General features: G+C 66.8%; 21 protein-coding genes. 4 read left to right on the forward strand and 17 right to left on the reverse strand.

The window, feature by feature from the left end:
- Positions 1–186: 186 nt before the first annotated feature.
- The 13 genes from PKO50_RS22955 to PKO50_RS23015 all read right to left on the reverse strand — a co-directional run bounded on the left by PKO50_RS22955 (position 187) and on the right by PKO50_RS23015 (position 14,028).
- On the reverse strand, positions 187–1,776 hold the full coding sequence (locus tag PKO50_RS22955) for a flagellar hook-associated protein 3 (protein WP_275627320.1): 1,590 nt from the start codon (positions 1,774–1,776) through the stop codon (positions 187–189).
- 10 nt (positions 1,777–1,786) lie between these two features.
- Positions 1,787–3,793 (reverse strand): flagellar hook-associated protein FlgK, encoded by a 2,007-nt coding sequence (gene flgK / locus PKO50_RS22960; RefSeq protein ID WP_275627321.1) that lies wholly within the window; start codon positions 3,791–3,793, stop codon positions 1,787–1,789.
- 23 nt (positions 3,794–3,816) lie between these two features.
- The gene (gene flgJ / locus PKO50_RS22965; protein WP_109933462.1) at positions 3,817–5,037 is read right to left on the reverse strand and encodes a flagellar assembly peptidoglycan hydrolase FlgJ; all 1,221 of its coding nucleotides are present in this window, start codon (positions 5,035–5,037) and stop codon (positions 3,817–3,819) included.
- A gap of 10 nt (positions 5,038–5,047) precedes the next feature.
- Positions 5,048–6,157 (reverse strand): flagellar basal body P-ring protein FlgI, encoded by a 1,110-nt coding sequence (locus PKO50_RS22970; RefSeq protein WP_275627322.1) that lies wholly within the window; start codon positions 6,155–6,157, stop codon positions 5,048–5,050.
- A gap of 14 nt (positions 6,158–6,171) precedes the next feature.
- Positions 6,172–6,864, reverse strand: a complete 693-nt coding sequence (gene flgH / locus PKO50_RS22975; protein ID WP_275627323.1) for a flagellar basal body L-ring protein FlgH — start codon at positions 6,862–6,864, stop codon at positions 6,172–6,174.
- A gap of 58 nt (positions 6,865–6,922) precedes the next feature.
- On the reverse strand, positions 6,923–7,708 hold the full coding sequence (gene flgG, locus PKO50_RS22980) for a flagellar basal-body rod protein FlgG (protein WP_074976357.1): 786 nt from the start codon (positions 7,706–7,708) through the stop codon (positions 6,923–6,925).
- A gap of 46 nt (positions 7,709–7,754) precedes the next feature.
- Positions 7,755–8,498, reverse strand: a complete 744-nt coding sequence (flgF, locus tag PKO50_RS22985; RefSeq protein WP_089391799.1) for a flagellar basal-body rod protein FlgF — start codon at positions 8,496–8,498, stop codon at positions 7,755–7,757.
- A 193-nt stretch (positions 8,499–8,691) separates the two neighbouring features.
- Positions 8,692–9,999 (reverse strand): flagellar hook protein FlgE, encoded by a 1,308-nt coding sequence (flgE, locus tag PKO50_RS22990; protein WP_275627324.1) that lies wholly within the window; start codon positions 9,997–9,999, stop codon positions 8,692–8,694.
- Positions 10,000–10,026: 27 nt separating this feature from the next.
- Entirely contained in the window at positions 10,027–10,728 is a 702-nt protein-coding gene (flgD, locus tag PKO50_RS22995) for a flagellar hook assembly protein FlgD (RefSeq protein WP_275627325.1), read from the reverse strand.
- Positions 10,729–10,744: 16 nt separating this feature from the next.
- Entirely contained in the window at positions 10,745–11,185 is a 441-nt protein-coding gene (gene flgC / locus PKO50_RS23000) for a flagellar basal body rod protein FlgC (protein WP_089391802.1), read from the reverse strand.
- A 5-nt stretch (positions 11,186–11,190) separates the two neighbouring features.
- Positions 11,191–11,598 (reverse strand): flagellar basal body rod protein FlgB, encoded by a 408-nt coding sequence (flgB, locus tag PKO50_RS23005; RefSeq protein WP_089391803.1) that lies wholly within the window; start codon positions 11,596–11,598, stop codon positions 11,191–11,193.
- Between the two features lie 580 nt (positions 11,599–12,178).
- Positions 12,179–13,000, reverse strand: coding sequence for a protein-glutamate O-methyltransferase CheR (gene cheR / locus PKO50_RS23010; RefSeq protein ID WP_275627326.1), 822 nt, complete (start codon positions 12,998–13,000; stop codon positions 12,179–12,181).
- Between the two features lie 95 nt (positions 13,001–13,095).
- Positions 13,096–14,028 carry a chemotaxis protein CheV gene (locus tag PKO50_RS23015; protein ID WP_275627327.1) on the reverse strand — a complete coding sequence of 311 codons (933 nt, stop codon included), beginning with the start codon at positions 14,026–14,028 and terminating at the stop codon, positions 13,096–13,098.
- A 138-nt stretch (positions 14,029–14,166) separates the two neighbouring features.
- On the opposite strand from PKO50_RS23015, the gene flgA reads away from it, so the two are divergent.
- From flgA to PKO50_RS23035, 4 genes are all read left to right on the forward strand, one after another.
- Entirely contained in the window at positions 14,167–14,856 is a 690-nt protein-coding gene (flgA, locus tag PKO50_RS23020) for a flagellar basal body P-ring formation chaperone FlgA (protein WP_109934151.1), read from the forward strand.
- 133 nt (positions 14,857–14,989) lie between these two features.
- Positions 14,990–15,307: a flagellar biosynthesis anti-sigma factor FlgM gene (gene flgM, locus PKO50_RS23025; RefSeq protein ID WP_275627328.1), complete on the forward strand. Its 318-nt coding sequence runs from the start codon at positions 14,990–14,992 to the stop codon at positions 15,305–15,307.
- Positions 15,308–15,347: 40 nt separating this feature from the next.
- Positions 15,348–15,815 carry a flagellar export chaperone FlgN gene (flgN, locus tag PKO50_RS23030; RefSeq protein WP_089391808.1) on the forward strand — a complete coding sequence of 156 codons (468 nt, stop codon included), beginning with the start codon at positions 15,348–15,350 and terminating at the stop codon, positions 15,813–15,815.
- Positions 15,816–15,905: 90 nt separating this feature from the next.
- On the forward strand, positions 15,906–16,655 hold the full coding sequence (locus PKO50_RS23035) for a flagellar brake protein (RefSeq protein ID WP_109934149.1): 750 nt from the start codon (positions 15,906–15,908) through the stop codon (positions 16,653–16,655).
- Positions 16,656–16,691: 36 nt separating this feature from the next.
- On the opposite strand, the gene PKO50_RS23040 is transcribed toward PKO50_RS23035, so the two are convergent.
- The 4 genes from PKO50_RS23040 to ppk2 form a co-directional block, all read right to left on the reverse strand.
- Positions 16,692–18,017, reverse strand: coding sequence for an MFS transporter (locus PKO50_RS23040; protein WP_109934148.1), 1,326 nt, complete (start codon positions 18,015–18,017; stop codon positions 16,692–16,694).
- A gap of 191 nt (positions 18,018–18,208) precedes the next feature.
- Positions 18,209–19,447 carry a glutamine synthetase family protein gene (locus PKO50_RS23045; protein ID WP_275630520.1) on the reverse strand — a complete coding sequence of 413 codons (1,239 nt, stop codon included), beginning with the start codon at positions 19,445–19,447 and terminating at the stop codon, positions 18,209–18,211.
- Positions 19,448–19,938: 491 nt separating this feature from the next.
- A complete protein-coding gene (locus tag PKO50_RS23050) occupies positions 19,939–21,546 on the reverse strand; it encodes an inorganic phosphate transporter (RefSeq protein ID WP_275627329.1) in 1,608 nt (535 codons plus the stop codon).
- A 316-nt stretch (positions 21,547–21,862) separates the two neighbouring features.
- Complete coding sequence (gene ppk2 / locus PKO50_RS23055) at positions 21,863–22,783, reverse strand: polyphosphate kinase 2 (RefSeq protein ID WP_275627330.1); 921 nt, start codon at positions 22,781–22,783, stop codon at positions 21,863–21,865.
- Positions 22,784–22,804: the final 21 nt, after the last annotated feature.

Here is a 22,804-nt window from a genome sequence, read left to right on the forward strand (position 1 = left end):
ACCGCCCCGACAGGACCTCAGCAAATTGAATGCCATCTTCCCCACGGGTGCGCGGGGCCTGGCATGCGGGGGAATGAGGAAGGCTTGAAGCGCCGGCCGGAGGCGCCGGGAGGCAGCGGCAAGGGATTGCCGCCGAAAGAAACGCCGCACGCCCTCCGACGGAAGACGCACGGCGATCGAGTAGGCTCAGAGCTTGTTGAACAGACTCAACTGGCTGACCCGGGCAAACGCCGCCTGGGCCGCCTCGAGCATGGTTTGCTGCAGGACCAGCTTGGAGGTGGCCTCGGCCATGTCGGTGTCGCGGATCGACGACTGGGTGGTGCTGTTGGTCAGGCTCAGGCTCTGGTTTTCCTGGCTGAGCACGTCGATGGTGTTCAACCGCGAGCCCACCGACGACTGCACGTTCATCACCTGGTTCATGCCGTTGTCGATGTTGGTCAGCGCCGAGGCCACCATGTTGCGGATGTTCAGCTGGGCCTGCGGATCGTTGGCGGTGGAGGCGCTCAGCGCGGTGCGCAGGTCGCCGATGGTGTTGAGGATGTTCTGCCGCTCCGGCGAGCTGGTGGTGACGCTGAACTGGTCGCCGGTCGCCGGCGAGGCGCTGATCGAGAGGTCGACGCCGGCCACGCTGATGGTCTGCGGGAAGGTGCCGCCGAGGGTACCGCTGGAGATCGGAGTGGCGCCCTGGGTGGCTGGCAGCGCGTAGACCTCGTAGTCGGTGGCGCTGGTGAACTTCAGCTGCACGCCGTTGGCCGGGAACTGGGTGGTGTAGGCGGTCTGGTTGCTGACCGTGCCGCTGGTGATCTGCGCGCCCGAGGCGTTGCTGGCGCTGCGCTTGATCGAAACGTCGTCGGCCGCCACGCCGAAGCTGAAGCTGTAGCCGCCGACCAGGCTGTCCATGTCGCTGGCATCGTCGCTGCTGGGCAGCGAGACGTCGAGCTGGAACTGCGCGCCGCGGAAGCTGATGGCGTTGCTGTCCGCCGAGGTGGCGTCGTAGGTGCCGTTGGTGTTGACCTCGCTGGTGACGTCGTTGCCGTCCTTGTCGAGGATCTGGTACTGGGTGCCGCTGAGCACGTTCAGGGTGTAGGGCGCGCCATCGCGGAAGCTGGCGTTGTAGGTGCTGTCGCTGGTCACCGTGCCCTGGGAGAGGAACGCCCGCTGCACGCCGTCGGTGTTCGGGTCGCTGCCCAGCGAACTGGTGGTGCGGCTGGCGTTGGCCGCCATCTCGAAGATGCTCCAGCCGTTGTCGCTGGTCGGCAGCAGCAGGTTGTCGGCGATCTGCAGGTTCAGCGAACTCTGGTCGCCCTGGTAGCTGTAGGTGCCGTCGGCGTTCTGGATGAACGGCTGCACCGTGCTCTTGCTGCCGGAGAACAGGTAGTTGCCGCTGGCGTCCTTGCTGTTCATCAGCGTCAGCAGCTGCTGCTGGATCTGCCCGAGCTGGTCGGCCAGGGCCTTGCGGTCGTCGTCGGTGAGGGAGCCGTCACCGGCCCGTACCGCGACCTCGCGAGCCTGCTGCAGCACGTTGGTGATGGAGGACAGCACGCTCTCTTCCTGGTTCAGGGCGTTCTGCGCGGTAGTCATGTTGCTGCTGTACTGGGTCAGCAACGCCTGCTGCTGTTGCAACTGCAGCAGGCGCGCGGCGCCGACGGGGTCGTCGGCGGGGGTCTGGATGCGCACGCCGCTGGAGATCTGCTCCTGGGTCTTGGCCAGGCTGGCGTAGCCGCGGTTGTAGTTGTCGATGTTGGAACTGAAGATCTGCGGGGTGGAAATACGCATCACGGCCGCCTCAGATGTTGTTGATCAGGGTGTCGAAGAGCGTCTGCGCGGTCTTGATGATCTGCGCGGAGGCCGTGTAGTACTGCTGGAACTTCACCAGGTTGGCCGCCTCTTCGTCGAGGTTGACCGCCGACAGCGAGTCGCGGGTGTTCTGCGCCTGGGTCAGCACCGCGTCGGTGGCGGTGGCGTCCAGCTTGGCCTGGTTGGCCTGGGCGCCGACGGTCTCGGTCAGGCTGCTGTAGGCGCCGGTGAGGCTCATGCCGCTGCCACTGCCGATACCGCTGCCGACGGTCTTGGCGCTCTGCAGGTCGATGAGCTTCTGCGCGTTGCCGTTGTCGGCATCGCCATCGGAATTGAAGCCGACAGTGAAGCTGTCGCCCTTGCCGGGGTAACCGCCGATGCTGGTCTGGAAGCTGAATGACGGCGTGCCGGGCACGGTGATGCTGATGTCGTTGCTCTGCCCCGGCACTATGCTGCCGGTGCCCAGCGAATTGCCGGCGGAATCGTAGAGGGTGTAGCCCTGGGTGCCGTCGCTGGCGGCGGCGTCGAACACCAGCTTGACCGGCGTGCCGGCCTTGATCGCCGCCGACAGATCGGCGCTGTTGCTGGAGTCGAGCTGGGTGGTCAGGCTGGTGCCGCTGATGGTGCCGCTGCCGATGTTGCCGGTGGTGGCGGTGGAGACCAGCGGCGAAGCCAGCGCCAGGCGGTTGGAGTCGGTCATCGCCACGGAGATGTCCGCCGCGGCGGTGCGCGTCGGGATCACCGTGAAGCGGTCGCCGGCCTGGATGGTGCCGACGCTCTGCTGGCTGAGGCTGAAGCCGTCGAACTCCTTGGGCGGGTCGTCCGTGAGATCGCCGCTGCCCATCACCTCGCCATCTGACAGGCGCCTGACGGTGTAGCCGGTGGCCGAGGTGAAGGTCACCTCGTAGTCGCTGGTGGTCAGCGCGCTGCTGTCGTCGATGCTGACGTTGAGGTTGCCGGTGCCGGTGTTGTGGCCGTTGGCCAGGCTGCGGTTGCCGATCACGCTGGCGTCGTTGATGTCCTTGAACAGCTGGGCACCGAAGTTGCCGTTGAGGTCCAGGCCCTGGGCCAACTGGCTGTTGAAGGTGTCGGCGAGGACGATGGCCATGCGCCCCAGTTCGTTCTGGGTGGTGTTCAGCACCTCGCTGCGGTAACGCAGCAGGCCGCCCATCTGGCCGCCAGTGACCACCGAAGTGACGTCCATGGCCACGCCGCTGGAACTGGAGTTCAGCGACAGGCTGTACTGCGACGGGTTGCTGGCGCTGGGGCTGGCAGTCAGTGTCGAGGCGTTGCTGCCCACCACCAGCGGCTGGCCGGAGCCCAGGTAGAGGTTGTAGCTGCTGCCCTGCTTGACCACGCTGACGCCGATCATGTCCGACAGCTGCACCACCGCCTGGTCGCGCTTGTCCTGCAGGTCGTTGGCGCTGGCGCCGGCGGACTCGGCAGCAGTGATCGCCTGGTTGTACTGGGCGATGGTCTTGGCCAGGTCGGTGACCTGCCCGGCCAGGCTGCTCATCTGGGTGTTGACGTAGCTGTTCTGGGTGCCCAGCTGGGTGGAGATGGAGTTGAAGCGCTGCGCCAGGTTGCTCGCCTGGGTCAGCACCAGCTGACGCGAGGCGGCGTCGGTCGGGGTGCCGGCCGCGGTCTGCAGCGAGGCGAAGAAGTTCTGCATCACCGAGGACAGGCCGGTGGTGCTGTCCGACAGCAGCGAGTCGACCTGGTTGACCTGGCTCAGGTAGGTCTGCGCATCGCTGTTCACCGCCGTCGCGCCGCGCAGCTGGTTGGCCAGGAACTCGCTGTACATCCGGCGCACGTCCTGCACCGTGGTGCCGGTGCCCACGTAGTAGCGGCCGGAGAACTGCGCGGCCGAACTGACCTGCATCGACTGCTGGCGGGTGTAGCCGGCGGTGTCGACGTTGGTGATGTTGTTGCCGGTGGTGCTCAGCGCCGTTTGCGAGGCGTTGAGGCCGGACAGTCCTATGGATAACAGGCTCATGGGCTTTCCTTAGAGCGTTCCATTCAAAGCGTACGGGTCGGGCCGTCGGCCATGGCCACGGTCTGGTAGACCTGCATCTGCCTGGCGATCTGCGACACCTTGCGCGCGTACTGCGGGTCGGTGGCGTAGCCGGCGCGCTGCAGTTCCTTCATGAACTGCTCGGGGCGCGCGGTGGAGTCCAGGGCGTCCTGGTAGCGGTCGTTGTTCTGCAGGAAGCTGACGTAGTCCTGGAAGCTCTGCTCGAAGGAGTTATAGGCACGGAACGAGGCCACTTCCTTCACCTGCCTGCCGTTCTCGTACTCGCTGGTGACCGCGCGCGCCGAGTCGCCCTTCCAGCTCGAACCGCTCTTGATGCCGAACAGGTTGTGGCTGCTGCTGCCGTCGCGCTGGGCGATCATCTTCTTGCCCCAGCCGGTTTCCAGCGCGGCCTGGGCCACCAGGTAGCGCGGGTCGACACCGATGCGCCTGGCGGCGCGCTCGGCCATCGGCAGCATGGTGGCGACGAAGTCGTCGGCCGAGGCGAACATGGACTTGCCCGGCTTGGTCGAAATGGCCGAGGCATCGGCGACGGCAGCGCTGCTCGTGGCGCTGTCGTCCTGGCGGGTGTAGCCCCTGCCGTTGCGCCAGTCGCTGCTGGCCAGTTGCGTCGGCTGGCTGGCGCTGGTGGCATTGGCGTCCGGCACTATGCCGGCGGCGATGCGCTGGGCCAGCTTGCCCGGCAGGGCCAGGCGCCGCGCATTCAGCGCCTGGCGGTCGTCGCGGCCGGGCTCGGGCTGCGGCAGCGGCTTGCCGCTGGCGGACCACAGGCTCTTCGCCCGCTGCCGGTCCTGCCCCGCCACCGCCTGGGTGGCCTGGGTGTCGGCCTGCGCCTGGACCTGGGCGAAGGGGTTGTCGCCGGTGTGGCGCACACCCTGCATCTTCTCCATCTGCTTGACCAGCACGTCGGCCAGGCCGACGCCGTGTCCCTCGCGCGCCAGGGACACCGACAACTGGTGGTCGTACATGTCCTGGTACTGCTTGGCGGTCTCGCTGTTGAGCGGGTTGTCCTTGGCGAACACCTCGTTGGCCGAGCGCATCGACTTGAGCATCTCGTTGAGGAACAGCGACTCGAACTCCTGGGCCACCTTGCGGATGTTGCCCTGGCTGTTGCGGTCGCCGCTCTTCAGCTGGCTGAGGCGGTTGAGGTCGGTGTAGGCCTGGCTGTCGCTGGCGCTGGTGCCGGAATTGAGCAGTCGTGCGTCCATGGCGGCGTCCTCAGATGACGATCAGCTCGGCCTGCAACGCGCCGGCCTGCTTGAGGGCTTCGAGGATGGCCATCAGGTCGCTGGGCGCCGCGCCCACCTGGTTCACCGCGCGGACGATCTCGTCCAGGGTGGTGCCCGGGCCGAACTTGAACATCGGCTTGGCTTCCTGCTCGGCGTTCACCCGCGAGCGCGGCACCACCGCGGTCTGGCCGTTGGAGAGCGGGCCGGGCTGGCTGACGATCGGATCCTCGGTGATGGTCACGGTGAGGCTGCCGTGGGTCACGGCGGCCGGCGACACGCGGACGTTCTGGCCAATGACGATGGTGCCGGTGCGCGAGTTGATGATGACCTTGGCCACCGCCTCGCCGGACTGGATCTCCAGGTTCTCCAGCACCGACATGTAGTCCACCCGCTGGTTCGGGTCCAGCGGCGCGCTGACGCGCACCGAGCCGCCGTCGATGGCCTGGGCCACGCCCGGGCCGAGCATGTCGTTGATGCGGTCGACGATGTGCTTGGCGGTGGTGAAGTCGGGGCGGTTGAGGTTCAGCGTCAGGCTGTTGCCCTGGTCGAAGCCGCTCGGCACCGCGCGCTCGACGGTGGCGCCGGAGGGGATGCGGCCGGCCGAGGGCACGTTGACAGTGATCTTCGAGCCGTCGCGGCCCTCGGCGTCGAAGCCGCCCACCACCAGGTTGCCCTGGGCGATGGCGTAGGTCTGGCCGTCGATGCCCTTGAGCTGGGTCATCAGCAGGCTGCCGCCGCGCAGGCTCTTGGCGTTGCCGATGGAGGAGATGGTCACGTCGATGGCCTGGCCCGGCTTGGCGAAGGGCGGCAGGTCGGCGTGCACCGACACCGCGGCGACGTTCTTCAACTGCACGTTACCGCTGCCGGCCGGCACCTTGATGCCGAACTGCGCCAGCATGTTGTTGAAGGTCTGCAGGGTGAAGGGCGTCTGCGTGGTCTGGTCGCCGGTACCGTTGAGGCCGACCACCAGGCCGTAGCCGATCAGTTGGTTGCTGCGCACGCCCTGGATGCTGGCGATGTCCTTCAGGCGCTCGGCCTGGGCGGCGAGCGCCACGCAGGACAGGCCAAGCACCATGAGCAGGCGGGAGAAGATCGACATCTCAGTTCACCTGCTCAGAACGGCCACAGCGGGCTGAGGAAGAAGCGGTCCAGCCAACCGGGCTGGCTGGCGTCGGCGAAGGCGCCGGTGCCCGAGTAGGTGATGCGCGCATCCGCCACGCGGGTCGAGGACACGGTGTTGTCGGTGGCGATGTCGTCGGCGCGGATCAGCCCGGCGATGCGCACCAGCTCGTTGCCGGTGTTCAGCGTCATCCATTTCTCGCCGCGCACGGCGAGGATGCCGTTGGGCATGACTTCGGCCACGGTCACGGTGATCGAGCCGGTCAGGCTGTTGCTCTGCCCCGCCGCGCTGTCGCCCTTGGTCTCGCGGTTGCCGCTGTACTCGGCGCTGAGGCTCAGGTCGCCGCTGCCGAAGGGGTTGTTGGTGGTGGCGCTGCCGCCGAACAGCGAGGTCAGGCCCATCTTGTTGCTGCTGTCCTTGGAGATGTCCGAGTTGGCCTTCTTGCTCGCCTGGGTCTTCTCGTTGAGGGTGATGGTGATGATGTCACCGATACGGAAGGCCTTGCGGTCGCCGTAGAGGTTGTTGTCGAACCCGGACTGGTAGATGGAACCGTTGTTCTGTGCCGCGGGCATGGGCGTGCGTGGCATGACCGGCGCGTAGTACGGGTCGTCCGGCTTCGGCGGAGGACTGACGCAACCGGCCAGCGCGGCGAGCGCCAGCAGCGGGAGAAGATGGGAACGGTTCATTGCAACTACCTCTCGGGGAGAGCCACTAACTCGCGGGCCACGGGGCCCGCGTCATGCATCAAAGGTTCTGGGTGATGAAGGACAGCATCTGGTCGGCGGTGGAGATCACCTTGGAGTTCATCTCGTAGGCGCGCTGGGTGGTGATCATGTTGACCATCTCCTCCACCACGCTGACGTTGGAGTTCTCCAGGGTGTTCTGCTGCACGGTGCCCAGGCCGTTCAGGCCCGGGGTGCCGACCTGGGGCGCGCCGCTGGCGGCGGTTTCCAGGAACAGGTTGTTGCCGGTCGCCTGCAGGCCCGCCGGGTTGATGAAGTCGGCGGTCTGGATGTTGCCGATGATCTGCGGCTGCGAGTTGCCGGCCACGGTCACCGACACGGTGCCGTCGTTGCCGACGGTGAAGGTCTGGGTTTCCGCCGGGACCACGATGGCCGGCTCCAGGGCGTTGCCGTTGGAGGTGACGATCTGGCCGTCGGAGTTCAGGTGGAAGCTGCCGTCGCGGGTGTAGGCGACGGTGCCGTCCGGGGTCAGCACCTGGAAGAAGCCACGGCCGTTGACCGCCATGTCCAGCGGGTTGTCGGTGGTCTGCAGGCTGCCGGCGGTGAAGTTCTTCTGGGTGCCGACGATGCGCACGCCGGTACCCAGCTGCAGGCCCGAGGGCAGCTGGCTGTCCTGGGTCGACTGGGCGCCGGGCTGGCGCTTGATCTGGTACAGCAGGTCCTGGAACTCCGCGCGGTCGCGCTTGAAGCCGGTGGTGGAGACGTTCGCCAGGTTGTTGGAAATGGTGGTCAGGTTCATGTCCTGGGCGGACAGGCCGGTCTTGCTGACCCACAGTGCCGGAAGCATATCGATTCTCCTCGGGCGTCGGATTCATGACGCCTCGATCTGGTGATTAGCTAAATTGCAAAACCCGCGCCATGGCCTGGGAATCGTCCTCGGCGGTACGCATCATCTTCACGTGCAGCTCGAACTGGCGGGACAGCGCCAGGATCGAGGTCATTTCTTCCACCGCGTTGACGTTGCTCGCCTCCAGGAAACCCGACTGCACGCTGGCGTTGGCGTCGGCCTGCGGCGCCGGCTGGCCCTGCTTCATGCGGATCATGCCGTCGGTGCCCTTCTCCAGCTGCTTCGGGTCCGGAGTGACCAGCCTGATGCGGTCGACGGTGGCCAGCGCGTTGGGATTGTTGCCCTGGCCGCGGACGGTGATGGTGCCGTCCTCGCCGATCTCGACCTTCTCTTCCGGCGGAATGGCGATGGGCCCGCCATTGCCGAGCACCGGCAAGCCGTCGCCGGTGCGCAGTTGGCCGAGGGCGTCGATTTCCAGGCTGCCGGTGCGCACGTAGGCTTCGCCGCCATCCGGGGCCTGCACGGCGATCCAGGCGTCGCCCTTGGCGGCGACGTCCAGGTCACGCCCGGTTTCCTGCAGGGCGCCGGCGGTGAAATCGGTGGCCGGGCGTTCGCTCATGGCGAATACGCGCGCCGGAAAGCTGTCGCCGAAGACCGGCATGGCCCGCGCCTGTTCGAAGTCGCGACGGAAACCGGTCGTGGAAATGTTCGCCAGGTTGTTGGCGTGAGCCTGCATGGCCTGCGTGTTCTGGCTCGCGCCGCTCATGGCGACATACAGCATTCTGTCCAAGGCATTCCTCCAGTGCCGGGTCGGATTCCCGGCGGTGCTGAAGGGACCTCAGCAAGGGCTGTGCCAGAATTGAAAAATCAGCGCAAGGCGCTGATTCGAAAGGAGGAATCAAAAAGAAAAGGCTCCCGGAGGAGCCTTGGTGGCCGTCAGGCGGCGACGGACTGCCGCCTGCGGCAAGCGGCCTTTGCCGCCATCAACGCAGGTTGATGATGGTGTCGGAGATGGTGCTTTCGGTCTGCACGGTCTTGGCGTTGGCCTGGTAGTTGCGCTGGGCGACTATCAGGTTGACCAGTTGCGCGGTCAGGTCGACGTTGGACTCTTCCAGCGAGCCGGAACCCACCGAGCCCAGGGTGCCCGAGGTGGGCGTGCCGATCACCGCCTCGCCCGAGGCCAGCGACTGTTTCCAGGCGGTGCTGCCCACCGGGGTCAGACCCTGGGTGTTGGCGAAGTTGGCCAGCACCATCTGGCCGATCACCTTCGACTGGCCGTTGGTGTAGGTGGCGTACATCTGCCCGTCCACGTCCACCGCCAGGCCGGACATCTGGCCGGTGGCGTAGCCGTCCTGGGTCACCGCGGTGACCGCGAAGGCGGCGTTGGTCTGGGTGGTCTTGGTCAGGTCGAGGTTGATGCCGGCGGCGGCCCCGGCCGCGCCATTGGGCCCCCAGGTCACCGGGTCGGTGGTGGAGTCGGCGACCGCCGCCGGCACCCAGCCGGTGAGGGTCATGGTGTTGTCCGCATTGACCGTCATGCCGGTGGAGGTGATGCCGGTCAACTGGCCGGCGCTGTTGAAGCTCAGCTGGCTATCCAGCGGCGTGGTGCTGGTCGGGTCGGTCGGCGAGCGGCCGTCGACCAGGGTGTGCATGGTCCAGTTGTTGCTGCTGTCCTTGACGAAGTAGTTCGTCATGGTATGCGAGTTGCCCTGGGAGTCGTAGATGTCCACCGAGGTCGACCAGTTGTAGCTGTCGGAATCGGCGGGGTCGAAGGTGGCGTTCGTCGGCGTGCTGGCCGCCGAGTTCAGGCTCAGGGTCGAGGTGATCTTCGAGGTCGGGCTCGGCGGCTGGTTGGAGGTGTCCACCTTCAGGTCGGTGATCACGCCGTTGACGACCGAGCCGTTGCCGTTGACGCCATAGCCCTGCAGGCGGTTGCCCGAGCCATCGACGATGAAGCCGTTGGCATCGGTGTTGAAGGAGCCGTTGCGGGTGTACAGGCGGCTGCCGTTGTCGCTGACCATGAAGAAGCCGTTGCCGCTGATGGCGAGGTCCAGGCTGCGGCCGGTGGAGGTCAGGTTGCCCTGGGTGAACTGTTGCGAAACCGACTGGGTGATCACGCCACTGCCAACGGCATTGCGCCCGGTGCCGAGCATCGAGGCGGCGTACAGGTCGGCGAACTCGGTGCGCGACGACTTGAAGCCGGTGGTCCCGACGTTGGCGATGTTGTTGCCGGTCACGTTCAGGTCCGTGCTAGCGGCGTTCAAACCACTCAGGGCGGTATTGAAAGACATGGTCAGCTCCCGTGCCGAAGGACGGCGTTATTTTCCGATGGTCTGAATGCTGGAGGCGGAGACACTGCCGATGCCAGCGAGATTGAGGGTCATTTCCCCGCCGCTCTGGCCCAGCGTGACGCTGTTGACCGTGGCCGGCAGGTAGGTGGTCAGCGCGGTGCTGGTGCCATCCAGGGTGGCGCTGGCCTTGACGGTGTAGGTGCCGGAGGCCACCTGCTCGCCGCTGTCGTCCTTGCCATCCCAGGTGAAGTCGATGTTGCCGCTCTTCTGGCTGCCCATGTCGATGGTGCGCACCAGCTCGCCGTCGTCGTCATAGATTTTCAGGGTCACGCCATCGCCGTTGGACGGCATCACCAGCGAGCCCTGCACGCCGGCGCTGGGGTCGTCGACCTGGACCTTGCTCGAGTTGACGATCACCGAGCGGCCGACCAGGGACGAGGCCTGCAGCGCCTGGGACGACTGGAACGAGGAATAGAAGTTGCCCAGGGTGGTATCCAGGTTCTCCATGCTCTCCAGGCTGCTGAACTGGGCGAGCTGGGAAACGAACTGGGTGTTGTCCTGCGGGTCCAGCGGGTTCTGGTTGTTCAGCTGGGTGACCAGCAGTTGCAGGAACGAGTCCTTGCCCAGCGCACTGGTGCCGGTTTCCGAGGCGGAAGACGAGGAACTCGACCCGGCGTTGAGCGACGAGAGGATCGAGTTCGAGGTGCTGCTGGTGTTGTCGATGCTCATGGGGCGTCCTCTGCGCTTACTGACCCAGGGTCAGGACCTTCTGCATCATCTGCTTGGCGGTGTTCATCATTTCCGCGTTGCTCTGGAAGGAACGGCTGGCGGACATCATGTCGGCCATCTCCTCCACCACGTTGACGTTGGGGTAGTACACGTAGCCATTGGCGTCGGCGGCCGGGTGGTTCGGCTCGTAGCGCGGCACCAGCGGGCTCTGGTCCTCGACCACGCCCAGCACCTGCACGCCGGTGCCGGCCTGGTCGGTGTCCTGGAACAGCGAGCCCTGGCCGTTCTGCGCCTGCTGGAACATGGCGGAGAACACCGGGTGGCGGGCGCGGTAGGTCTGGTCGATGCTCGAGGACACGCTCTCGGCGTTGGCGATGTTCGAGGCGGTGGTGTTCAGACGGGTGGTCTGGGCACTCATGCCGCTACCGGCGATGTTGAAGACACTGGCAAGGGACATGGCTATCACTCTCCGCGCAGGGCGCCCATCAGGCCTTTGAACTTGCTGTTGAGGAAGGTGAAGCTGGCCTGGAACTGCACGGCGTTCTGCGCGTAGTTGGCCTGCTCGACCTGCTCGTCGACAGTGTTCTGGTCGATGGAGGGGTGGGTCGGGATACGGTACTTCAGCGAGTCGTCGCCCATGGCCGCGCCATCGGCCTCGATGTGCCGGGCGTTGGTGACGGCGGTGCTGAAGGTGCCGCTCTTGGCCTTGTCGGCCTGGGCCGCGAGCACCGAAGCGAAGTCCAGGTCGCGCGCCTTGTAGTTGGGGGTGTCGGCGTTGGCCAGGTTATTGGCCAGCACCTCGGCGCGCTGCGAGCGGAAGCTGAGGGCTTGTGCGTGGATGCCGAGGGCGGAGTCGAAGCTGATGCTCATGGTCACGAACCTGTTTGCCGGTGTGGGCTTGCCAGCACTTCAGCAAGGTGCGTGCCAAAACGTTAAATCCTTATAGATCAATGAATTGCCGATGATCCGCGAGCGGCAAAGGGCGGCAAACCGCGGCAAGCGGCAAGGCTTTACCGCCCGGCGGCAAAGCGTTCTGCCCATTCGAAGTGGTTGCCGGTGACGTAGGTATTGGGCTCAAGAGCCCCCTCTCCCCGGCCCTCTCCCGCAAGCGGGAGAGGGGGCTGTCCGTGCCACCGGGGCGTCCGGCGTGGCCGGTGAATCCAATCGCGGACAAAGTCCGCCTACCCCGCCACCGCTGTCCCACCTGTAGGAGCGCGCCCTGCGCGCGATTCGCGGGCAGGGCCCGCTCCTACGGTCCGTGCTCGACCGTAGGGCGAATAACCGTTCGCGGTTATCCGCCGTTGGCCGGAACGCCGGTGCCCGACGGCCGCGGCGGATAACGCCGTAGGCGTTATGCGCCCTACGCAGAGCCGCGCTCAGGAGGTCGTGCAACATGGATGTCGCGAGAGCCCAGCGGGCTACAGGGACGTGCGCCCGGCGTAACGCCTGGCTACTTGGCCTTGTAGATGATCCCCGGATTGCACTGCACCATCTGGTAATGCTCCGGCAGCCCGTTGAGCGCCTCGGAGGCGCCGAGGAACAGGTAGCCGCCGGGCTTGAGCTGGGCGTGCATGCGCAGCAGGATGTCGCGCTTGACCTCGGCGGAGAAATAGATGAGCACGTTGCGGCAGAAGATCAGGTCGAACTTGCCCAGGGTGGCGTAGCTCTCCAGCAGGTTCAGCGCGCGGAACTCGACGCGGCCCTTGATCGCCGGCTTCACCGCCCAGCGGCCCGGCCCCTTGGCGTCGAAGTAGCGCTGCAGGCGCTCCTGGGACAGCCCGCGGCCGATGGCCAGGCTGTCGTACTCGCCGGCCTTGGCGGCGTTGAGCATGGAGCCGGAGAGGTCGGTGGCGACGATCTGCACGCCGGCCTTGAGCTGGCCGAGGTTGGTCTTCTCGAACTCGTCGATGGCCATCGACAGCGAGTAGGGCTCCTGCCCCGAGGAGCAGGCCGCCGACCAGATGCGCAGGCGCTGGCCCGGGCTGGCCTTGATCATTTCAGCGAGGATGCGGTTCTTCAGCACCTCGAAGGGATAGGTGTCGCGAAACCAGAGGGTCTCGTTGGTGGTCATGGCATCCACCACCTGCTCGCGCAACTGGCTGCGGACCTGGATCTTCTGCACCAGCTCGCCCAGGCTCCTGATGCCCTGCTGCTCCATCAGCTTGTTCAGGCGGCTGGCGACCAGGTACTGCTTGTTGGCACCCAGGACGATGCCGCAGGCCTTCTCCAGGAAATCCCGGAACAGCTCGAATTCCATGTTGGTCGATGTCACCGATCACGCCTCTTTCCAGTTGGCCCGGCGCCGGTCCGGACGCCAGGCGGCCGGGGTCGCCCCCGGCCGTTGCAGACTACCCCGAAGTGCCCTCCTCAGCGTGCGTCCGCCGCCTTGATGCGCTCGACGACACGCGCCGCCAGGTCATCGGGCCGGAACTTGGCGAGGAAGTCGTTGGCCCCGACCTTCCGCACCATCGCCTGGTTGAACACCCCGGACAGCGAAGTATGCAGGAGAATGTGCAGGTCCTGCAGCCGCGGATCGTGGCGAATCTCCGCGGTCAGGGTGTAGCCATCCATTTCCGGCATCTCGATGTCGGAGATCACCATCAGCAATTCCTGGCCCGGATTGCCAGCAGCGGCAAGCATCTGTTGAAGGTAGTCCAGCGCCTGGCGTCCGTCATTGAGCGCGAGCACTTCCACGCCCACGGTCTCCAGGCAGCGGATCAGCTGCTTGCGCGCCACCGAGGAATCGTCCACCACCAGCACCCGCTTGCTCACCGCCTGGGCCTGGGTGTCGGCGTCGATCACGCCTTCGGAGATGTCCTCGCTGGTGGGCGCGACCTCGGCGAGGATCTTCTCCACGTCGATGATCTCCACCAGTTGCTTGTCCACCCGCGTCACCGCCGTCAGGTAGTGCTCGCGGCCGGTGCCCTTGGGTGGCGGATGGATCTCCTCCCAGTTCATGTTGACGATGCGCTCCACCGAATGCACCAGGAAGCCCTGCACCTTGGTGTTGTACTCGGTGATGATCACGAAGCTGTTGTTGATCTCGCGCAGGCCGCGACGGCCGGTGGCCATCGACAGGTCGAGGATCGGGATGGTGCCGCCGCGGATGTTCGCCACCCCGCGCACCACCGGGCTGGACTTGGGCATCACGGTCAGGCGCGGGCACTGCAGTACCTCCTTCACCTTGAACACGTTGATGCCGTACAACTGGCTGCCATCCAGCCGGAACAGCAGCAGTTCGAGACGATTCTGCCCAACCAGCTGCGTCCGCTGGTTGACCGAATCCATGACTCCGGCCATTGCGCCCCCTTCGTATCCGCCGTGCCGCGCATGGCGACAATCGGCACGAGCCTTGCTTGAAGTCGTGGCATGAAACTGCCAACGACGTTTTTCCGACGGCCCCGAGCCCATGTCCGGTCACTCTGTGGAGTGCTGTGCATGCTGGGCGCATTCGCCCCGGGTCCGACCTGGGCCGACGACTTTACCGCGCCCGAGATTCTTATCGGCTCCACCCAGGGCTTTCTTGAGTTCAAGGTGGAAGATTATCTGCAACGCAGCGGTATCGACGCGCGCTACGAGATAGAAGTGGCACGCATCGACCCGCGCCTGCGCCTGGCGGCCTGCGACAAGGACCTGACGCAGTCACTGGAAAGCCCCGCGCAGCCCGTGGGACGCGTCTCGGTGCTGGTGCGCTGCGACGGTTCCTCGCCCTGGTCGGTGTACGTGCCGGCCCAGGTCAAGCTGTTCCGCCAGGTGCTGGTGACCACCCTGCCGCTCAAGCGCGACCACGTGCTGGAGCCGGGCGACATCAGCCTGGTGGAGCGCGACATCGGCCTGCTCAGCCAGGGCTACCTGACCGACCCGCAGCAGGCCGTCGGGCAGAAGCTCAAGCGACCGACGGTCAGCGACCAGATCCTCGCCCCGGTGTTCCTCGAACAGGCCGCGGCAGTGCGCAAGGGCGACCAGGTGGTGATCCGCGCGCAAACCGGCACGGTCAACGTGGTGATGCCCGGCGAAGCCATGGCCGACGGGGTGCCCGGCGAGCAGATACGCGTGCGCAACCTGCGTTCGCAGCGCATCATCAGGGCCCGGGTGGTGGAACCAGGCGCGGTGCAGGTCACGCTCTAGCGGCGGAAGTCTGGCGCTGGCGCGCCCGCCTTCACTAAACTGTGCGAAGGTGCACGAAAAACCGCCCTAAAGTTTTCTGGATGTCAGCCGAAACCTACAGGCAAGCGTCCTAAACCCGCAGAGGTTCACTACCATGGTCATCGACTTCAACCGGCTGAACAATGCCAGCGCGCCGGTCTCCACCGGCAGCACCGGCAAGCCCCAGGCCGGCCGTGGCGAAGCCGCCGGCAGCGAAAGCGCCGGCAGCGCGCAGGCCACTGGCAGCGGTGAGTCCGTGCAACTGAGCAGCACCGCCCAGCAATTGCAGAAAGCCAGCGACCAGCTGAAAGACCAACCCGTCGTCGACTCGGAAAAGGTCGCGCGGCTCAAGCAGGCCATCGCCGATGGCAGCTACCAGGTCGACAGCCAGAAAGTCGCCGGCAAACTGCTCGACTTCGAATCCCAGCGCTGAGCGCGGGGTTTTCCAAGGACGCCCTGAACGCCGAGCCGCCATGCCGAACGCCAGCCTGCTCCACCTGATCACCGAGGATATCGGCGCCGCCGAGGCTCTTCTGCAGCTGATCGAGGATGAATTCCACGCCCTCGAGGCGCGTGACCTGGAGCGCCTGCAGGGCCTGCTCGAAAGCAAGCTGCCGCTGCTCCAGCAGCTGGAGCGCAATGGCCGCCAGCGCAGCGAGGCACTGCGCCAGGCCGGCGTCAGCAGCGACCGCGCCGGCCTCGCCGCGCTGGCCGCCCAGGGCAAGGTGGCGCCGACCACCGTCGAACTCAGCGAGCGCCTGGCGGCGCTGCTGGAACAGTGCCAGCAGGCCAACTTGCGCAACGGCCGCGTCATCCGCAACGACCAGCACGCCACCGGGCGCCTGCTGGACATCCTCCGCGGCCAGGACACGCCCAGCCTCTACGACCGCCGCGGCGGCGCGACCCAGGGCAACCGCCAACGTCCCCTCAGCCAGGCCTGAGCCCTGGCGCCCGGCCAGGCGATGCGGCAGAATGCCATCGCCTTGCAAAAGAAAATTCCCACAATAAATACATCTGGAGATCGTAGGACCGTGGCAAGCCCGTTCGCCGAGGAAAATGGCCCGCAACCGCCGAAGACGCTCAAGGCGGCCGTGGAGATCCAGGCCAACCTGCGAATCCTGATGGACAGCCATGACCCGCTGGTGATCAGCTTCGCCGAGCGCAACCAGCGTTTCCAGAGCTTCGTCGTCGCGGTAGACCGCGAGCGCAACCGCGTGGCCCTCGACGAACTGATTCCCAATGACGGGGAACGTTTCCTGCAGAACGGCGAGAGCTTCCGCATCGAAGCCTTTCACGAAGGCGTGCGGATCGCCTGGGAATGCCAGCAGGGCGCGCAGTTCAGCGAACTCGACGGCGCCCGCTGCTACTGGCTGCCGATGCCGCCGGAAATGCTCTACCACCAGCGCCGCAACGCCTACCGCGCCACCCTCAAGCAGACCCAGCCGGTCACCGTGGAACTGGCCGGCGACAAGCTCAAGGCCGCCCTGACCGGCAACCTGCTGGACATCTCCGCCACCGGCTGCAAGGTGCGCTTCGCCGGCGACGTGCACGAGCGCCTGCAACCCGGCCAGCTCTACGAGCGCTTCACCGCCCGCCTGCCGTTCGGCGCCATCACCGTGGAAGTGGAACTGCGCCACGTGCACTTCGACGAGAAGGTCAACACGAGCTTCGCCGGGCTGCGCTTCAACCGCATGAGCGGCCTGGAGCAGCGCCACATCGAACGCTTCGTCTACCAGCTGCAGCGCGAAGCGCGGCGCTTCGAGAAAGACGAGCTGTTCTAGCGCCCGCCAGCCAGCGGGCGCTTCCCTTCCCCTGCCCTACCCCGGCCGGCTCTCCTCTTCCTCCTCGGCCACGGCAGGCGCCTCGGGCTCCGCCGGCGCCGGAGCGGTCTTCATCTGCTCCGTCACCGTCTCGTCGGCCACCCGCGGGTCGAGCGCCGCCGACAGTGGCGAGGTGGCCAGGCTGTCCGGCGTGGGCACGTGCTTGACCGGCGCCTCGTCGACGCGGTGCAGGCCGCTGACCTTCTCCGGGCGCACGCGCCAGATGACGATCAGCGCACAGGTCGCGGCGAAGGCATAGAGCATGTTCGGCCCGAAGGCGCGCATCAGCGCGCCGGTCGCCAGCGGGCCGATGCAGGCGCCGACGCCGAAGGTGACCAGCAGCATGGCGGTCAGCGATACCCGCCGTTCACCCTCGACGTGGTCGTTGGAGAAGGCCACCGCCAGCGGGTAAAGGGTGAACTGCACCAGGCAGACCATGAAGCCCATGGGCACCATGGCCTCCATCGGCAGCGACGGCAGCGCCGCCAGCGGCAAGGCGAACACCAGCAGCAGGATGCCGGCGTTGCGGATCAGCAGCGCGCGGTCGTAGCGGTCCGACAGCCAGCCCAGCGGCCACTGCACCAGCAGCCCGGCGAAGATGCATACGCCCATGAACACGCCGATCTGCTCGACGCTCAGGCCCTGCTCGGTGGCGTACAGTGGCGCCAGGCCGTAGAAGGAACCGATCACCAGCCCGGAGACCAGCACCGTGGTCAGCGACTGCGGCACCCGCTGGATGAAGAAACGCGGCTCCAGCGGTGCCGGGCGCAACGGCGCGGGGTGGACCTTGTGGGTGATGGACACCGGGATCAGCGACAGGGCGAAGGCCAGCGCGATCATCATCGGCAGGTCCGGCCCCAGCCCCGGGTGCACCACCAGGATCAGCTGGCCGGCCACCAGCCCCAGGTAGGAGGCCACCATGTAGCCGGCGAACACCGCGCCGCGCTGGCGCGCCTCGGCCTGCTCGTTGAGCCAGCTCTCGATGACCATGTACTGGCACATCATGCCCAGGCCGATGAGCGTTCGCAGCAGCAGCCAGATCGCCGGCCAGCTGGTCAGGCCGATGCCCAGCACCGCCGCGGTGACCAGGCCGCCGCAGGCCACGTAGGCACGGATGTGGCCGACCCGGGCGATCAGCCGGTGGCCGATCTTGCCGCCCAGCACCAGGCCCAGGTAGTAGGCCGCCATCATGGCGCCGATCCACAGGCCGTCGACCTTCTCGGCAGCCAGGCGCAGGCCCAGGTAGGTACTCAGCAGGCCGGAGCCGGTCAGCAGGGTGAGGGTGGCGAAGTAAAGCGCACGGAAGGCAGTGAAAATCCGCATCGGACCTCCGGTCCAAGACGGGCGGCAGGGCGCCGCCGTACTACACAAAGCCGCCCGCGCGAAGGCGGGCGTTCGCTACCAGCCTAGAGCCTGGCGCGAGGCGCGTCGAGCCCCATGACGGGTACGCGGTGGAAGGCGTCGTCCACGGCAAAGCCGGTGGTCGGGACCCGCCGTGGCGGGCCCCGCGCAGGTCACGCCTGGGCAGCGAGAACGCGCCGCTCCCAGGGGCTGATCTCGTCGAAGAAGCTGGTCAGCTCCATCTCCTTGCTGGCCGCATAGCCATCGACGAATTCGGCGCCGAACATCCGCCGCGCCAGCTCGCTGCGCTTCAGGCGGCGCAATGCGTCGTACATCGTGCAGGGCAGCAGCAGCTCGTCCGGCACCTCGAACTCGCCCTGGATGGCCGTGTCGGGCTCCAGCTCGTTCTCGATGCCGTGCAGGCCGGCGGCCAGGCTGGCGGCGATGGCCAGGTAGGGGTTGGCGTCGGCGCCCGGCAGGCGGTTCTCCACCCGCCGCGCCACCGGCGGGCTGGCCGGGATGCGCAGGCCGGCGGCCCGGTTGTCGTGGGACCAGCAGGCGTTGTTCGGCGAGGCGTAGGGGTGGCACAGGCGCTGGAACGAATTGACGTTGGGCGCGAACAGCAGGGTGAAATCGGCCAGGCAGGCCTGAAGGCCGCCGATGAAATGACGGAAAGCCGGGGTGGCCTCGCCATCGGCGTCGCTGAAGATGTTGCGGCCCTCGCCGTCCACCACGCTCTGGTGGATGTGCATGGAGCTGCCCGGGGTGTGCGCCAGCGGCTTGGCCATGCAGACCACCAGCAGGCCGTGCTTGAGCGCCACCTCCTTGAGCAGGTGCTTGAACAGGAAGGTCTGGTCGGCCAGCAGCACGGGGTCGCCGTGCAGGAAGTTGATCTCGAACTGGCTGGTGCCCATCTCGTGCATGAAGGTGTCGCGCTCCAGCCCCACCGCGGCCATGCAGCGGTAGACGTCCTCGAAGAACGGGCGCAGGCCGTTGTTGGATGAAACGCTGAACGCCGAGTGGCCCATCTCGCGGCGGCCATCCAGGCCCAGCGGCGGCTGGAACGGCTGGTGCGGGTCCGGGTTGGGGGCGAAGACGAAGAATTCCAGCTCGGTGGCCACCACCGGCTGCCAGCCATGCTCGGCGTAGCGCGCCACCACCTGCTTGAGCAGGCCGCGGCTGGACAGGCCGGAGGGCTGGCCGTCCAGCTCCACCGCATCGCAGATGGCCAGGGCACGCGGGGTGTCGCTCCAGGGCAGGCGGTGCACCTGGGTGGGCTCGGCGACCAGGGCCAGGTCGCCGTCGTCGCTGCCGTAGAAGCGCGCCGGCGGGTAGCCGCCCATGATGCACTGCAGCAGCACGCCGCGGGCCAGCTGCAGGCGCCGCCCGGAGAGGAAGCCCTCGCCGGTCATCACCTTGCCGCGCGGCACCCCGTTGAGGTCGGGGGTGACGCATTCGATCTCTTCGACTCCAGCCAGGTGCTCGGCGAGCGGGCTGCGTCCTTCGCTAGTCATGACTTCTTATCCTTGTAATACGGCCGCACAGGCTGTGCGACCCGTACAAAATACGCACCGGTCGTTCGATATTTCAAGCAGGCAAAGGGGATGTTTCTGTTCGCGAGCAAGCTCGCTCCTACGAAGAGCGCGGCCCCATCCTGTAGGAGCGCGCTTGCTCGCGAACCGCCTCTGGTTTCCCCCGCAGCTCCATCGCGAACAGTGGAGGTGATGGGTATCGCTTCGCTCAACCCATCCTACGGGGCTGCCCCGCCCGCACCATTCCCATGTAGGAGCGCGCCCTGCGCGCGATATCGCGGGCAGGGCCCGCTCCTACGGGTTACGCCACACACCGCACCCATGAACGAAAACGCCGCCCCGAGGGGCGGCGCTTCGAAACGGGCGGTCCGTCACAACAACCGGGTGAACAGCCAGTACAGCGAGGCGGACAGCACGATGGCCGCCGGCAGCGTCAGCACCCAGGCCATCAGCAGGTTGCGGATGGTGCGCATCTGCAGGCCCGAGCCGTTGGCCGCCATGGTGCCGGCCACGCCGGAGGACAGCACGTGGGTGGTGGACACCGGCAGGCCGTACATGTCGGCCGCGCCGATGGTGAGCATCGCCACCACCTCGGCCGAGGCGCCCTGGGCATAGGTCAGGTGGCTCTTGCCGATCTTCTCGCCGACGGTCACCACGATGCGCTTCCAGCCGACCATGGTGCCCAGGCCCAGGGCGATGGCCACGGCGATCTTCACCCACAGCGGGATGAAGCGGGTGGCGTCGTCGATCTTGCCCTTGAACGCCTGCAGGCGCGCCTGGGTGTCGGCGTCGAAGCCGCCGACCTTGTCCTTGTCCATCACGCGGATGGTCTCGGAGGCCAGGTACATGTCGTTGCGCACGTTGGCCATGGCCTCGGCGGGCACCTTGGCCAGGCTGCCGTAGTTCTTCACCTCGGCGCCTATGCTGCCGGTCAGCGCGGCCAGCGAGGGCACCAGGGCCGGCTTCAGCTCATGGCTGCGGATGTATTCCGAGAGCACCGGGCGCGGGTCGGCCGGCGCCGTGGCCTGGGTGCTGCGCAGCAGGCCCTGCTGGGTGGCCTCGGCGAGTACCACGAAGGCGGTGGTCTGGTCGGCCGGGATGGTGCGGTTCAGCGCGTAGGCCATGGGTACGGTGCCGATCAGGATCAGCATTATCAGGCCCATGCCCTTCTGCCCGTCGTTGGAGCCGTGGGCGAAGGACACCCCGGTGCAGGTCAGCACCAGCAGGCCGCGGATCCACCACGGCGGCGGCGCCTTGGCCTTGGGTGCCTTGTATAGCGCACGGTTCTTCACCAGCAGGCGCAGGGCCAGCAGCAACAGCGCCGAGCAGACGAAACCGATCAGCGGCGAGAGCAGCAGCGAGTAGCCGACCTTGCTCGCCTGCGCCCAGTCCACGCCGCTGGTGCCGTCACGCCCGTGCATCAGCGCGTTGGCCACGCCGACGCCGATGATCGAGCCGATCAGGGTGTGCGAGGACGACGCCGGCAGGCCCAGCCACCAGGTGCCGAGGTTCCACAGGATGGCGGCGATCAGCAGGGCGAAGACCATGGCGAAGCCGGCAGAGGAGCCGACTTGCAGGATCAGCTCCACCGGCAGCAGGGCGATGATGCCGAAGGCCACCGCGCCGCTGGAGAGCAGCACGCCGAGGAAGTTGAAGCAGCCGGACCAGACCACCGCGAAGTGCGGCGGCAGCGAATGGGTATAGATGACGGTGGCCACGGCGTTGGCGGTGTCGTGGAAGCCGTTGACGAACTCGAACCCGAGGGCGATCAGCAGGGCCACGCCCAGCAGCAGGAAAGGCGTCCAGGTGGTGACCGCGCTGGCCACCTCGTCGACGTCGTGGACCAGGCTCCAGGCGGAGAACAGCAGGCCGACGGCCAGCAACGCATAGAACGCCAGGGCGGTGAGGCGGCCGGGCTTGCCGTCCAGGTGCGGGCGGCCTTCGACGACGGCGGCGCTGGCCAGGGTTTCGCTAGTCATGCGGGAAAATCCGGTTGCGGGGGATGACCGCGCCAGCATGACGGGCAAGTGTGACAATTTATGTCTGGCGAGCCACGAGCGCCCGGCAAGCCAGGCCAAGCGGCGACCCCGCGCAAAGGTCGCCCTGGTGTAGGGCGTATAACCGTTCGCGGTTATACGCCGCCTCACCTTGCTCATCGACCCTGCCTCGGTCGAGCCGGGGAAATGCGTGACCAGCGCCAAGCCCGGAACCGAGCGGGCCGGTAACCAAGGTCAAACGGCGGATAACGCCTGGGGCGTTATTCGCCCTACGCCGCGCCCGGCCCTTGGCGCGGACTCAATACCGCTCAGGCACCACCATCTCCCCCGGCGTCGGAATCCGCACGTAGTCGGCATGGCGCTGGCGCATCGGCAGCTCGACGTGCAGGTGCGCCACCTCCTCGTAGGGCACCTGGCCCAGCAGGTGGTGGATGCAGTTCAGCCGCGCGCGCTTCTTGTCGTCGGCCTGCACCACCCACCAGGGTGCCTCGGCGATGTGGGTGCGCTCGATCATGATTTCCTTGGCCTTGGTGTAGGCCTCCCAGCGCCGCCGCGACTCCAGGTCCATGGGGCTGAGCTTCCACTGCTTGAGCGGGTCGTGGATGCGGCTCAAGAAGCGCATGTGCTGTTCCTCGTCGGTGATCGAGAACCAGTACTTGATCAGCTGGATGCCCGAGCGCGCCAGCATGCGCTCGAACTCCGGCACGCTGCGGAAGAATTCCTCGTACTGCTCGTCGTTGCAGAAGCCCATCACCCGTTCGACGCCGGCGCGGTTGTACCAGCTGCGGTCGAACAGCACGATCTCCCCCGCCGCCGGCAGGTGCGAGACGTAGCGCTGGAAGTACCACTGGGTGCGCTCGCGGTCGTTCGGCGCCGGCAGCGCGGCCACCCGGCACACCCGCGGGTTGAGGCGCTGGGTGATGCGCTTGATCACCCCGCCCTTGCCCGCTGCGTCGCGCCCCTCGAAGAGGATCACCAGCTTGTGCCCGGTCTTCACCACCCAGCTCTGCAGCTTCACCAGTTCGCCCTGCAGGCGGAACAGCTCGCTGAAGTAGCGGCGGCGGGCGATCTTTTCCTCGTCGCCATCGGGAATGTGATCGTCGAACAGCTCGTCGAGGTTGTGCACGTCCTCCAGCAGTTCCAGCTCCAGCTCCTCGTCGCTGTGGTCGAGCAGCTCGCGGTGGATGCGGCGGATCAGGTTGTCGTTGCTCAGTGGCATGGCCGGGACCTCGCTGGCGGG

This window comes from Pseudomonas sp. 273 (genome assembly GCF_029201425.1).
Taxonomy (GTDB): domain Bacteria; phylum Pseudomonadota; class Gammaproteobacteria; order Pseudomonadales; family Pseudomonadaceae; genus Pseudomonas; species Pseudomonas delhiensis.

Bases quoted from the DNA above. Each gene is read 5' to 3' on its own strand.
- flgK (WP_275627321.1), bottom strand. From the start codon at position 3,793: ATGAGCCTGTTATCCATAGGACTGTCCGGCCTCAACGCCTCGCAAACG.
- flgD (WP_275627325.1), bottom strand. From the start codon at position 10,728: ATGAGCATCGACAACACCAGCAGCACCTCGAACTCGATCCTCTCGTCG.
- flgM (WP_275627328.1), top strand. From the start codon at position 14,990: ATGGTCATCGACTTCAACCGGCTGAACAATGCCAGCGCGCCGGTCTCC.
- flgE (WP_275627324.1), bottom strand. From the start codon at position 9,999: ATGTCTTTCAATACCGCCCTGAGTGGTTTGAACGCCGCTAGCACGGAC.
- flgB (WP_089391803.1), bottom strand. From the start codon at position 11,598: ATGAGCATCAGCTTCGACTCCGCCCTCGGCATCCACGCACAAGCCCTC.
- flgG (WP_074976357.1), bottom strand. From the start codon at position 7,708: ATGCTTCCGGCACTGTGGGTCAGCAAGACCGGCCTGTCCGCCCAGGAC.
- flgH (WP_275627323.1), bottom strand. From the start codon at position 6,864: ATGAACCGTTCCCATCTTCTCCCGCTGCTGGCGCTCGCCGCGCTGGCC.
- ppk2 (WP_275627330.1), bottom strand. From the start codon at position 22,783: ATGCCACTGAGCAACGACAACCTGATCCGCCGCATCCACCGCGAGCTG.
- PKO50_RS23050 (WP_275627329.1), bottom strand. From the start codon at position 21,546: ATGACTAGCGAAACCCTGGCCAGCGCCGCCGTCGTCGAAGGCCGCCCG.
- PKO50_RS23015 (WP_275627327.1), bottom strand. From the start codon at position 14,028: ATGGCCGGAGTCATGGATTCGGTCAACCAGCGGACGCAGCTGGTTGGG.
- flgN (WP_089391808.1), top strand. From the start codon at position 15,348: ATGCCGAACGCCAGCCTGCTCCACCTGATCACCGAGGATATCGGCGCC.
- flgJ (WP_109933462.1), bottom strand. From the start codon at position 5,037: ATGGACGCACGACTGCTCAATTCCGGCACCAGCGCCAGCGACAGCCAG.
- PKO50_RS23040 (WP_109934148.1), bottom strand. From the start codon at position 18,017: ATGCGGATTTTCACTGCCTTCCGTGCGCTTTACTTCGCCACCCTCACC.
- PKO50_RS22955 (WP_275627320.1), bottom strand. From the start codon at position 1,776: ATGCGTATTTCCACCCCGCAGATCTTCAGTTCCAACATCGACAACTAC.
- flgA (WP_109934151.1), top strand. From the start codon at position 14,167: ATGCTGGGCGCATTCGCCCCGGGTCCGACCTGGGCCGACGACTTTACC.
- PKO50_RS23045 (WP_275630520.1), bottom strand. From the start codon at position 19,447: ATGACCGGCGAGGGCTTCCTCTCCGGGCGGCGCCTGCAGCTGGCCCGC.
- PKO50_RS22970 (WP_275627322.1), bottom strand. From the start codon at position 6,157: ATGTCGATCTTCTCCCGCCTGCTCATGGTGCTTGGCCTGTCCTGCGTG.
- flgC (WP_089391802.1), bottom strand. From the start codon at position 11,185: ATGTCCCTTGCCAGTGTCTTCAACATCGCCGGTAGCGGCATGAGTGCC.